The 12,621-nt window shown below is 33.1% G+C and carries 14 protein-coding genes and 1 other RNA gene; 1 reads left to right on the top strand and 14 read right to left on the bottom strand.

All coding sequences use genetic code 11. The annotated features are described in order from the left end of the window. Positions 1–89 precede the first annotated feature (89 nt). The 5 genes from BG261_RS09580 to BG261_RS09560 all read right to left on the bottom strand — a co-directional run bounded on the left by BG261_RS09580 (position 90) and on the right by BG261_RS09560 (position 4,638). Complete coding sequence (locus BG261_RS09580) at positions 90–353, bottom strand: type B 50S ribosomal protein L31 (RefSeq protein WP_070787682.1); 264 nt, start codon at positions 351–353, stop codon at positions 90–92. 118 nt (positions 354–471) lie between these two features. Then, the gene (murA, locus tag BG261_RS09575; RefSeq protein ID WP_070793091.1) at positions 472–1,731 is read right to left on the bottom strand and encodes a UDP-N-acetylglucosamine 1-carboxyvinyltransferase; all 1,260 of its coding nucleotides are present in this window, start codon (positions 1,729–1,731) and stop codon (positions 472–474) included. 77 nt (positions 1,732–1,808) lie between these two features. Continuing rightward, complete coding sequence (locus tag BG261_RS09570) at positions 1,809–2,747, bottom strand: DHH family phosphoesterase (protein ID WP_070793090.1); 939 nt, start codon at positions 2,745–2,747, stop codon at positions 1,809–1,811. Positions 2,748–2,801: 54 nt separating this feature from the next. After that, positions 2,802–4,085 (bottom strand): DRTGG domain-containing protein, encoded by a 1,284-nt coding sequence (locus BG261_RS09565; protein WP_070793089.1) that lies wholly within the window; start codon positions 4,083–4,085, stop codon positions 2,802–2,804. After that, positions 4,078–4,638 (bottom strand): GNAT family N-acetyltransferase, encoded by a 561-nt coding sequence (locus tag BG261_RS09560; RefSeq protein WP_070793088.1) that lies wholly within the window; start codon positions 4,636–4,638, stop codon positions 4,078–4,080. The genes BG261_RS09565 and BG261_RS09560 overlap by 8 nt, the downstream gene beginning before the upstream one ends. Before the next feature lie 79 nt (positions 4,639–4,717). Between BG261_RS09560 and BG261_RS09555 the strand changes: the two genes are divergently transcribed. Continuing rightward, positions 4,718–5,170 carry a YueI family protein gene (locus BG261_RS09555; protein WP_070793087.1) on the top strand — a complete coding sequence of 151 codons (453 nt, stop codon included), beginning with the start codon at positions 4,718–4,720 and terminating at the stop codon, positions 5,168–5,170. Positions 5,171–5,217: 47 nt separating this feature from the next. Here BG261_RS09555 and ffs read toward each other — a convergent pair. The 9 genes from ffs to BG261_RS09510 all read right to left on the bottom strand — a co-directional run bounded on the left by ffs (position 5,218) and on the right by BG261_RS09510 (position 12,575). Beyond that, positions 5,218–5,315, bottom strand: an RNA gene (gene ffs, locus BG261_RS09550) — signal recognition particle sRNA small type. Positions 5,316–5,325: 10 nt separating this feature from the next. Then, positions 5,326–5,808 (bottom strand): tRNA adenosine(34) deaminase TadA, encoded by a 483-nt coding sequence (gene tadA, locus BG261_RS09545; RefSeq protein WP_070793086.1) that lies wholly within the window; start codon positions 5,806–5,808, stop codon positions 5,326–5,328. Then, the gene (locus BG261_RS09540; RefSeq protein ID WP_070793085.1) at positions 5,798–6,580 is read right to left on the bottom strand and encodes an MBL fold metallo-hydrolase; all 783 of its coding nucleotides are present in this window, start codon (positions 6,578–6,580) and stop codon (positions 5,798–5,800) included. Before BG261_RS09540 ends, tadA begins: the two co-directional genes overlap by 11 nt. A 404-nt stretch (positions 6,581–6,984) precedes the next feature. Beyond that, positions 6,985–7,668, bottom strand: a complete 684-nt coding sequence (locus BG261_RS09535; protein WP_070793084.1) for a methionine ABC transporter permease — start codon at positions 7,666–7,668, stop codon at positions 6,985–6,987. Beyond that, the gene (locus BG261_RS09530) at positions 7,665–8,681 is read right to left on the bottom strand and encodes a methionine ABC transporter ATP-binding protein (protein ID WP_070793083.1); all 1,017 of its coding nucleotides are present in this window, start codon (positions 8,679–8,681) and stop codon (positions 7,665–7,667) included. The genes BG261_RS09535 and BG261_RS09530 overlap by 4 nt, the downstream gene beginning before the upstream one ends. Positions 8,682–8,745: 64 nt before the next feature. After that, positions 8,746–9,582, bottom strand: coding sequence for a MetQ/NlpA family ABC transporter substrate-binding protein (locus tag BG261_RS09525; RefSeq protein ID WP_070793082.1), 837 nt, complete (start codon positions 9,580–9,582; stop codon positions 8,746–8,748). Positions 9,583–9,747: 165 nt separating this feature from the next. Then, positions 9,748–10,593, bottom strand: a complete 846-nt coding sequence (locus tag BG261_RS09520) for a MetQ/NlpA family ABC transporter substrate-binding protein (RefSeq protein WP_070793081.1) — start codon at positions 10,591–10,593, stop codon at positions 9,748–9,750. Positions 10,594–10,766: 173 nt separating this feature from the next. Further along, positions 10,767–11,612 carry a MetQ/NlpA family ABC transporter substrate-binding protein gene (locus BG261_RS09515; RefSeq protein WP_070793080.1) on the bottom strand — a complete coding sequence of 282 codons (846 nt, stop codon included), beginning with the start codon at positions 11,610–11,612 and terminating at the stop codon, positions 10,767–10,769. 90 nt (positions 11,613–11,702) lie between these two features. After that, on the bottom strand, positions 11,703–12,575 hold the full coding sequence (locus tag BG261_RS09510; protein ID WP_070793079.1) for a lactate/malate family dehydrogenase: 873 nt from the start codon (positions 12,573–12,575) through the stop codon (positions 11,703–11,705). Positions 12,576–12,621: the final 46 nt, after the last annotated feature.

Below are 12,621 nucleotides of genomic sequence, written 5' to 3'. Positions count from 1 at the left end.
TCATTGATTTGTTATTTACTTAATTTTAACATTTAAAACTATACAAAAAAACACCTTGCGGTGTTTTTTCTCTGTCATAATAATACAAATTATTCTGCAGCGTTTGCGTCTTTGAGACCGTATTTTTTGTTGAAACGATCGACACGTCCGTCTGCTTGTGTGAATTTTTGACGTCCTGTGTAGAATGGATGTGAATCACTAGAAATTTCAACACGAATTAGTGGATAAGTGTTTCCGTCTTCCCATTCAACAGTTTCTTTAGAAGATTTTGTTGAACCGCTCAAAAATTTGTAACCAGTTGTAGTATCCATGAATACTACTGGTCCATAATTAGGATGGATATCTTTTTTCATTGTCATTTTCCTTTCTGCCCTGAACTGTTTGCCAATTCAGAGATTGGTGAGACCACTCACAGTAGTCAAGCACTATATAGTTTATCAAAATCAAGAAGAATTTGCAATAGAATTTGCTTTATTCTTCAATAATTTTTATATCTACTCCAAGAGACGTCATTTTTTCAATAATATTATCATAGCCTCTTAAAATAAATTCAATATTATTAATTTTAGTCTGACCTTCAGCAATAATTCCTGCATTTACCAAAGCCGCACCTGCGCGAAGATCTGTTGCAGTAACTTCAGCTCCTCTAAGTCTATTTGGTGCACGATAACTAACTATGTCACTATCTACCTTCATATCAGCTCCCATTTTGACAAGTTCACCAACATGATTCACACGCTTTTCATATATTGTATCAACAATTTTTCCATGACCATTGGTCATTAACAAAAGAGGTGTGATAGGTTGCTGTAAATCTGTTGCAAATCCTGGATAAGGGACTGTTTTAATGTTAACAGCTTTCAAATCTTCAGATTTATAGATTTCAATTGAATCTTCTCTTATAGTCATTCGAACACCCATTTCTTCTAACTTAGAGATAAATGATTCAAGATGCTCATAAATAACATTATTAACTACTACTCCGTCACCGAATGCAGCAGCAAGGGAAATATAGGTACCGGCTTCAATACGGTCAGGAATTACTGTATGTCTTGCTCCTCCAAGTGTTGGAACTCCATCAATTCTAATTTCATCTGTTCCAGCACCCTTTATCTGAGCACCCATACTATTCAAAAGAGTTGCAACATCAATGATTTCTGGTTCCCTTGCTGCATTCTCAATAATAGTTCTACCTTCAGCCTTTACAGCTGCAAGCATTGTATTTATTGTTGCACCAACACTAACCATATCCATAAAGATATTTGTTGCTTGTAATTTTTCACCTTCTGTAGTAAGGTGCATTGCATTTTCTTTGTAAGTCATTTTTGCACCAAGTGCTTCAAATGCCTTTATATGAAGATCAATAGGACGAGGTCCAAGATCACATCCTCCTGGTAGACCAACAGTAGCTTCACCAAATTTTCCAAGTAAAGCTCCATTAAAATAATATGAAGCACGAAGACTATTAATCTTACCGTATGGAAGGGGCATACTCTTAACTGTTCTAGGATCAATCGTTAATGTTTCACCATCACGCTTAACCTTTGCTCCCATTATTTCCATTATTTCAATTAAACTTGAAACATCAGAAATATCAGGAACACCATCTAAAACAACAATATCATCTGCTAGGATAGTAGCTGGAATTAGAGCTACTACGCTATTTTTTGCTCCAGATATTGTAACCTCACCTTTTATTCGATTTCCGCCATTAATTAATATTTTTTTCATTTATATACAATCTCACAAATTATTTTTTTATAACAGATGCTATTTTAACACAAAAATTCACCGTTTTACACAAGAAATTATTTATTAGCTACAGCCGCTTGCAATTCTTGGTAAATTTGCTTGTTCTCATCAACATTTTTGCTTACTGCTCCACTCGCAAAAATATGACCACCACCACGATGATTTTTAGCAATCTCATTAATAACGGTTGTCTTACTTCTTAGATTTACTCTATAATATCCTTCAGGCTGTTCAACAAAGAGAACCCATGCTTCAATACTTGCTACACGACCTGGTGTCGGAACAACAGAACTCACTTCGCTTTCTGTAACTCCATATGATTTCAAGAGCTCTTGACTAAGAGTAACATAAGCAGCTCCATTTTCATCAATTATAATATTTTCAAAAACATAGCCTTGAAGTTTTGCAATATTCAAGTCTACACTGTCCATTTGACGACCAAGTTTTGCAAAATCAAAATCTTGTTCTCTCAAAATTGATGCTAAATACATTGTCCTTGAAGTTGTCGCTGGATACAAGAAACGTCCAGTATCTCCAACAATACCAGCATATAACATACGTGCACTTGCTGAATTAAGTTTTAAGCCAAAAGTCATAGCAAATTCCGTGATAATTTCACTTGCAGATGATGCAGAATCATCAACATAAAGAAAATCTCCATAAGCATCATCATTTGGATGGTGATCAATCTTAATTAGAAAATCTCCAGTACTATATCTTGCATCGTCAATTCTTGGAGTATTTGCAGTATCGCAAACAATAACAAGAGCGCCTTTGTATGTATCATCAGAAATTTGATCCATAGTAGTTAAATATGTAAGACTTGGTTCATCATAACCAACTGCGTAAACTTTTTTATCAGGAAAATTTTCTTTAATTATTTCCTTAAGTCCAACTTGGCTTCCCAAAGCATCTGGATCTGGTTTTTGGTGACGATGAATAATAATCGTATCATATTCTTTAATCTTATCTATAACTGTCTTCATTTCTTGCATTTAACTACCACCCTTTTTCACTACTATCTACTTTTTCTTTTGCTGATAAAAATACTATTGAACTTGTACTGTAATCAAAGCTTTACTGATAATTTTATAATCTAAGTAAACCTCAACGTCAATAACTGCGCCACGTCTTGTTTCTGAAATTACTTTTGGATACACCTCTAACTCATCATCGATGCTTACAGCATCCATAAAATAGATATTTAGTTGGTCAATTAGAATATTTTTATTTTTTGTTTTTGTCATCACACGTCCAGCAATGTTTGAAATAATTTCAACCATCACACCATTTGAAATATTACCCATAGAGTTCATCATGAATGGATCTACGGTGAATGTATAATAGCTCTGAACCTCATGAATTGCGTTTGCAACATCATCACTCATAGTGTGAGAAAATTGATTTTGCTCTTGTGATTCTTGTAAACTACGTAGAACATCTCCACGGCTGACAACACCTGTAAACATTTTTTCAGAGTTTACTACTGGCATTAATTCAAAACCATCAAAAATCATTTTTTGACTAGCACTGGCCACTGTCATATCAAGTGGAGCCACAATAGGATTGCGAGTCATAACCTTGTCAATTGATGTGTTTAATGTTTTACCAGCTACATCGCGCATGCTTACGATACCTACAACAAGTTTATGTTGATTTACTACTGCAAAGCGACTATCATTAGTCTTTTTAACCAAATCATTATAATCCTTAATTGTGCTGTCTTCTTTAAGAGTAGGTACATTTGTTTGATAAACGTCAGCTACTGTAACTATATCTTTTTTAATTAGCTCGTTACTCAAGGCACGATTTATACGGCTAGCAACTGTAAATGTATCAAAAGTTGTACGCATAACCGGAATTTCAACTTCATCTGCTAATTTTAATACTTTCTTATCAACAGGTACCCCACCTGTAACAAGTACGGCATTTCCTTCTTCAAGGGCTAAAAGTTGGATATCTGTTCTATCTCCAACAATCAAAAGTCCACCGATAGAAAGGTATTTTTTGATATTTTTTTCAGTCATAGCACCAATTGCAAATTTATTAAATTCACGATCCATACCAGCATGACCACCTAAAATCTCTGCATTTGAGATTTTAGCAATTTCTTCATATGTTAAGCGTTCAATAATTCTTTGTTCACGTGTTGCAATACGAATTGTACCTGCACGGTCAACAACCGCAACCAAACCTCTACGTTCAGCCTCTTTAATGGCACGATAAGCAGTTCCATCACTTACTGAAAGTTTCTGTGACAGTCCTCGAACACTGACTTTTTTCCCGATCTCTAAGTCTTCAATATATTCAATAATTTCCTGGTGTTTACTCATTTTCTTTTAAATATTCCCATCTTTCTATTTTGTATTGTGTGAAAATAACAATTTCTTTTGTATATTTATTAGCCGATTTATAATCTCTTATCTTTTTAAATCCAACATTTTCTGCAACCCTAGAACTGGCAATATTTCTTTTGTCAACAATTATTTCTAAACTCTTAAGTCCAAATTCACGAAAAGAAAAATCAGTCAATGTTCTAATTGCTTCCGTCATGAAGCCCATTCCCCAATATACTTTATTTAGGACATATCCTATCTCAACATTCTTATCATTGAAATTAACCTTTATAAAATCAATAGTACCAATCATTTTACTATTTTCTTTGAATTCAATTGCCCATTTGCCTAAGGGTTTTGCCATAAAATTATGTGTAATGGAATATTTAGTTTCTTCTATGGTTCTATGTGGTGGAAATATGTATATTAAATTCTCTTCATCTGAAGAATATTTAAACATGTCATTCGCATCAGATATTTGAATAGGACGTAGTAGCAACCTCTCGGTTTCAATAACGTTATATTCAGCAAGTTTAACCAGTATATCCATTACAATATTAGTACCTTTCCATATATTACAGAAAAATCAGTTTCTAGTATTATTCTACCATATTTGTTATAATGCAGGTATGGAAACGAATTTAAAAAATAGAATTGATATGGCTGCAAACGGGGAGCATCGCTTTAACCCAGATGAACAAAGAAAATATCTTAATACTTTTCGCGAAAGAGTCATTCTTATCATAACCTACGATGATTGCATGAAGAAAGAGGTTCTTTCATCGTTTGATAAAATCCTTGAAGACATCCAAAGCAAGTATGACGATATCACAGTAAAAATCAATGGGACATTACCAGATGATATAAGCATGGCTTATGTCAAAAAAGCTAAGGACCATAACGCTGCAGTCACAATTGTTGCTGAACCTTGGGAGTCTACTGTATTTGGAATAATAATACATTCAAGTAAAGCTGTTAATATTGAACATTGTGATATTTATGACCAGTACAAAGATATCCTTACTACAAGAGAAACAATAAAAAAGAAAAAAGAAAGCTTGTGGAAGAAAATCTTCGGCTAACTCTCTATTAATAGAAAAGCTAACATAAGTTGGCTTTTTTTATTTTCAAATAAAATCAAAAAAGGGCACATACCTTGCCTACTTAGTGCTGCTACCGTCAGGTCCTGACACGCTTCATAAACAAAATATTGCCCCAAAAAGTATTATAACATACTCTAATTTTTTCGTCTAGCCTTAAAAAACATTTGCATTATTTTACTGCACTCTTCTTGTAAAATCCCTGATTCCACCTGTACTCGATGATTTAACCTGGTATCCTCAAGAATTTGATAAAGTGAAGAAACAGCACCAAATTTAGCATTTGTAGCACCAAAATAAATCTGAGGAATGCGAGCAAGCCCAATAGCTCCTGCACACATTACACAAGGCTCAATAGTTACAAACATAGCACAATCTGTAAGTCTCCAATTCCCAACATATTCATTTGCTAGATTAATAACACAAACTTCAGCATGGTCTACTGCTCTTTGTTGAAGCTCTCTTTGATTAAAACTTCTGGCAATAATTTCTTTATCTTTGACAACCACTGCTCCGATGGGAACTTCTTCATTATCATACGCCTTCTGAGCTTCCTTTAGTGCCTCTTGCATAAAATATTTTTTTTCATCTTCTGTAAAAATTTGGATATCAGAAATCATTAAAATCCCATTTCCTATGTGGCTCAGCTAGTTCAACTGGAATTGCACCTGCCTCAGTCTGAGCTTCATCTCTCAAGATTTCTAAATAATTTTCAGAACTAATATGAGTCGGTGCATGTTGAGGTAAATGTGTCAAGACTAATTTTTTCACACCAGCTTCTCTAGCAATCTTACCTGCTTCAAAGCTTGTCAAATGCGCAAAATGCTTTTCTTGACCTTTAAATAAATAAACATCCGCTAAGAACATATCTGCCCCTTTAGTAAACGGAATTAAATCATCAAACCATCCCGTATCTCCTGTAAAGACAAGAGTCTGCCCTGTTTTTCTTTCAACAATTCTCATAGCATAACATACAACTGGGTGTACTGTTTCAATAAAGGTTATATCAAACGGTCCAATTTTTTGTCCATTTTCATAATCATAAGCATGACCATTAGAAACGTTTGCTAATGTTAAATTTTTAAAGTTAACTTCATCTCTATTGTGTCCATAAATATCTAAAATCATAGAATCCCACTCAGGATCAGTTTTAGGCCAAAGTTGGCGATACTGTTGCAAAACCCCTAAGTCAGCAATATGATCTTGATGATAATGGCTTATAATTACAGCATCAAGTTGTAAGGGAGAAAGTTCATGTTCAAGTTCAGTTACTGCACGACTTCCAGCATCAATTAATAAATTAAAACCAGATTCACTAGTTAACAAAAAACTTGTAGTCCCAGCATCTTTATAGGGATATCCTCCCCAACATCCTAGAGTAGTTAATTTCATAAGAGCCTCGCTTTCTATTATTACCTTAATTATATTTTAAACTTTTTCTACTATATTTAAAAGAAAATAAATATCCTACTAGTTAAAGACTTATGCCTAATTATTTCCTAGACAAAATAAATACCCCCGGTCGCAACCGAGGGTATTTAAGGAGTTTTATGAAAAAGAAAAGTTTACTGATAATTAAATCAGTAGGATAAGTCGCATATACGACTTTTTAAGGGCTACGCTTAGTATATGGTTCAAACCTTAAATGAAACTTAAAATATCAATTGTTTTCCACTTTTATTTTTGTTTACCTTTTCTCAAATTTTTGGTAATACAAATACAATTGTTTTTTTATAATTAAAAAACAGTTTTGAAATTTCCAAAGCTTTTACTGTAAGCTGTTTTTCAAGATATAATTATCGTTTTTTATTTTTACTTGTCAGTTTAATGGCAATATTTCCAATTAATTGAGTGATGAATACCAGGATTAATAGGATAATTAGAGCAGCAAAAGTCACATCATTGTGATATCTTTGATATCCTTTTGAAATTGCAAGCTGTCCAAGCCCACCACCACCTACTGCTCCGGCCATTGTAGTTAATCCAATCAAACTAATCATTGTGAAATTCGATGCACGAATAATAGGAACTAACCCTTCTTTGAGGTAGACACGAAAGACTATCCCAAGGTCACTAACACCCATAGCACGCGCAGCTTCAATGACTCCCGGGTCGACTTCCAACAATGCATTTTGAATTTGACGTGCATAGAATGGGACAGTAGCTACAACTAATGGTGGTATAGCAGCAGTAGTCCCAACAATTGTTCCAACAACAAATCTAGTAAATGGAAAAATAACTGCTAATAAAATAATAAAGGGAATACTACGACCAATATCAACTAATTTATCTAAAAAATTATAAACATGCTTATTTTCTTTTAATCCATCTTTACCTGTAAGAATAAGAACAATACCTAAGAATAAGCCAAGAACGCCTGCAATAAGGGCTGAAACAACAACCATATATACTGTTTCAAGCGTTGCTTGTACAAACTCATCAGGAAGTTGGCTTGCATACGGAAAATATTTTTCTATCATTTATTGCCTCCTAGTTTTTCAATCTTAACATTTTGACTTAGAAGATATTCTGATACTTCTGCTAAATCTGGCTGTTTATCAAAGCTCACTAATAAAGTCCCAAACGGTGTATCTTGTAAATATTCAATATTTCCGTAAAGAATTGTAGCTGTTATACCAAATCTCTTAAATAATTCTATAATCACCGGGTTTACAGTATTATTTCCAGCAAACTTAAGTTCAAAAATATCTGCATCCTTATTATAGGTAAGAATTTTCTTCTCGGCTTGCTCAATGTGTGTAGCTGTTCTAATAAAATCTTGTGTCAAGAGTTCTCTTGGTTCATTGAAAATATCAATTACATATCCATCTTCAAGAACACGTCCTTTTTCCATTACGGCAACCTTATTACAAATTTCTTTTACTACCTGCATTTCATGCGTAATTATAACAATTGTAATGCCTAGAGCTTCATTAACTTCTCTAAGTAATTCAAGAATTGAAAGTGTTGTCTTAGGGTCCAAAGCACTTGTCGCTTCATCACATAGTAGTATTTTCGGATCATTTGCTAATGCACGAGCGATAGCTACACGTTGTTTTTGACCTCCAGAAAGTTGAGATGGATAATAATCTTTTTTATCTAGAATACCTACTAAATCAAGAAGGCGTTCAATTTTCACTCTTTCTTCTTCCTTTGTTAGTCCGCTTCCTTTTAAAGGAAATTCAACATTTTGATAGATTGTTCTACTCTCCATCAAATTAAAATGTTGGAAAATCATACCGATTTTTTTACGTTCTTCCCTAAGTTCCTTATTGCTAAGCTTTTCTAAATTTTTTCCATCAACAATTACTTCTCCACTTGTTGGAACTTGAAGTAAATTTATAACACGAACCAAAGTTGATTTACCAGCCCCAGAGTATCCTACGATCCCGTAGATATCACCTTTGTCAACTCTTACTGAAACGTCATCAACAGCGACTAATTCTTTATCTTTTTGTTTAAACTTTACAACTATATTTTTTAAATCAATCATTATTCATCACCTTTATCATTTAAAAGCCAAAGGAGCCTGAGAGCTCAGACTCCTTTACACTATATTATTTCCAAGCTGGAATATCATTTCCACCTGAAGTTTTAGAAATCAATTCTGCTATTTTATCAGTTTGATAAGCTTTCACAATTTTCTTGAAGTCTTCTTTATCTTTATTTTTACCATCTACAGCGATAACGTTTTTATAGATATCTCCAACTTTATCCAAGTTATCAGTATCTAAATACAAAGCATCTGTTTTAGGTTTAAGACCAGCATCGACAGCGTAGTTAGTGTTAATTACAGCTGCTGCAACATCTGGTAATGCTGCTGGAATTTGAGAAGCATCAAGTTCTTTAATTTCAACTTTTTTAGTATAAGTATCAATATCTTTTACTGTTGGTGACTCTGGTGCATCTGATTTCAACTTAATTACATCAATAGAGTTAAGCAATTGAAGTGCGCGTCCACCATTTGTCACATCATTTGGAATGGCGATTTTGTCTCCGTCCTTGATGTCTTTATAATCTTTCAATTTATCAGAGTATAGACCTAGTGGTGAGATTAGTGTGAATCCAATTTGCGTTAAATCTTTACCTTTTTCTTTATTATAGTTTTCTAAAAAGGCAATATGTTGGAAAGCATTTAAATCAATACTTCCATCTGCTAAAGCATCGTTTGGAGTATTGTAGTCACTAAATTGTTTAATTTTTAAATCAATACCTTCATCTTTAACATCTTTTACAACTTGTTCCCAAACTTCTTTTGCCGAATCTGATACTACACCAACAGTGTAAGTTTTTTTGTCACCATCAGCTTTTTTTGAATCTTTACTCCCACATGCTGCAAGTGATAGAACTGCTACTGCTGCAAATAAACCTGCTATTAATTTACTCTTTTTCATTTATTAAATCTCCTTAATACCTCTGTTTTTTTGATGTAAGAATATAATACCACGGCATTTACAATATGGCAGCAAAAATAATTTATAGGGGGTTAAAAATTTTTTATGGCAAAAAAATACGAATAACTAATCCGTATTTTCTATCTCTGAATACTTAGAATCCTGTTATTTCCAAGCTGGTATATCATTACCATAAGACTCTTTATCTGAAATTTCAATCGTTTTATCAGTTTGGTATGCTTTTACAATTTTTGCAAAATCTGGATTGTCTTTATTTTCTGCCTTAACTGCAATAATATTTTTGTAGATATCTCCTACCTTAGAAAGATTATCCGTATCAAGATAAATAGCATCTTTTTTAGGCTTTAATCCACTATCAACTGCATAGTTTGTATTTATAACAGCAGCCGTAACATCCGGAAGTGTAGCTGCTGTTTGAGAAGCATCTAGTTCTTCAATCTTCACATCTTTAATGTATTTATCAATATCCTTGATTGATGGTGATTTAGGTGCATCATCCTTTAATTTAATAACTTGAATAGCATCTAATAATTGTAATGCACGCCCACCATTTGTGACATCATTTGGAATGGCAATTTTATCTCCATTTTTAATATCTTTATAATCCTTAATTTTATTTGAATATAATCCTAAGGGAGAAACAAATGTATAGCCGATAGAAACTAAATCTTGTTTCTTTTCTTTATTATAGTTTTCCATAAATGCAATATGTTGGAAAGCATTCAAATCAATACTTCCATCTGCTAGCGCATCATTAGGTGTATTGTAATCACTAAATTGCTTTAATTTAATTTTTATACCATCTTTTTCAACAACCTTCGCAACTTCATCCCAAGTTAGTTTGGCGGTATCTGAAACAACACCAATTGTGTATATGCGTTCTTTTTCACCTTCTTTATTCGAAGTTGCTTTTTCCTTGTTTCCACAAGCAATCAAAGTTAATATTGTTGCAGCTGCAATAATTCCTGTAAATAATTTACTTTTTTTCATGATTAGATCTCCAATAATTTTCTCTGTAGTTTTGACTACTCACTCATCTTATCATGTAACTTTTTGTCTAGATCAAAAGTTTTTTTATAGGCACTTTTAATATTCATATAATGAAATTTGGTAAACAAAACAAAAAGGAGAACTTTCGCATTCTCCCTTTTTAATATACAAATTTATTTGGTCCAAGCAGGTATATCATTCCCGTCAGAATTTTTCTTTATTAATTCAGCAGTCTTGTCAGTCTGATATGCTTCAACAATCTTTTTAAAATCTGGATTATCTTTATTTTCAGGCTTTACAGCTATGATATTTTTATAAATATCATTAACTTCTTTTAAACGTTCAGTGTCAAGGTAAATCGCGTCTTTAGTAGGTTTTAATCCTGCATCAAGTGCATAGTTGGTATTAACTGTTGCTGCTGCTACGTCTGGTAGTGAAGAAGCCGTTTGAGAAGCATCAACTTCTGTAATCTTAATCTTTACATTATACTTCTCAATATCATTTACAGTTGGTGAAGCTGGCGCATCACTCTTTAGAGTAATGATATTTATTGCATTAAGTAATTGCAAAGCACGGCCACAATTAACTACATCATTTTGAATAGCAATTTCATCGCCATCCTTGATATCTTTATAATCCTTAACTTTCTTAGAATATAGTCCTAATGGAGAGACATATGTAAATCCTATTGATACAATATCTTGTTTATGACTCGAATTATACTCATCGAGAAATGCAATATGCTGGAAGGCATTTAAATCAATACTTCCATCAACAAGAGCTGCATTTGGCGTGTTATAGTCACTGAATTCTTTTATTTCAAGATCTATTCCGTCTTTTTCCTTTAGATCTGCTGCTACACTCTTCCAGATTTCTTTCTCACTATCTGATACAACTCCAACCTTGTAGCTCTTTGCCTTGTCCTGAGTTTTTGAAGATGATTTTCCATTACCACAAGCAGCTAGAGTTAGTAATGCAGTAGCAGCAACTATAGCTGTAAATATTTTACTTTTTTTCATGAATAAGTACTCCTTAAAATTTATTAAACTTATCATATCATCAAAAAGATTATCTCAACCTTCAAAATTTTTTATGACAACATATGTAAATTATATCGTATCCTTATTTTCACGAATTCGCTCAATAGATTTTTTTAATTCCTCTTTATAGCTTAAATCATTCATCAATGGAAAATCAACTTTTGAAACTACTCCTTCTCTTGATAAAATTGTAGGATAAGAATAAAATATATCTTCTTTTGAATCATAAGTTGATACTGGTAAAGGTTGACCTGTTTCATTCCAAATACTTTTTAATATATACAGAACACTTGGTGCAATGCCAAATGCAGTATATTTTTTTACATTAAAAATTGACCAACCTCCATATCGTGACTTGCTCAAAAGTTCATCTTTTTGAGATTTTGAAAGATCAAGGTCAATTACGGCTACTTGGGTTTCGCCATGTTCTCCAATTATCATACCCTTACTTGCATCATAGTCCGCATCAATAAGTGCATTTCTTAGGCGATTTGTGTCTAATACTGTCCCACTTCCAATAATTTTATGGGCTGGATAATTAAGCAGTTCTTTTAAATAACCTGCAATGACATCACATGGATTTGTTATAGAGATAATCAAACCAGAAAATCCTGATTTACTTATTTTAGGTGCAATTTCACGGGTAATCCTACTAGTTACTCTTAATTCTGCCAAACGGTCACTCTCATGTTCTAGCACTTTAATATCTCCCGGACAATAAATCAATATATCGGCAGAACCTAAGGCAGAATAATCATTTAAAACAATATTTTTTTCAGGATATTCAGAGAGTATCAATCCATCTCTTAAATCCTGATATTCAGCTTGTAACTTATCTTCTTGTTTATCATAGAGAAAGATATCTGAAATCTCTTTTTGCCCCTGAAGGGTATAAGCTATTGTACTTCCTACATGTCCCAGTCCAATTATTGCTATTTTCATTTTCGATTCCTTTTCTCATATTATTTTTTTGTAATATTCTAGCACA

This window comes from Floricoccus tropicus (assembly GCF_001832905.1).
GTDB classification, from domain to species: domain Bacteria; phylum Bacillota; class Bacilli; order Lactobacillales; family Streptococcaceae; genus Floricoccus; species Floricoccus tropicus.
This window is presented reverse-complemented; position numbering and strand designations above follow the sequence as displayed.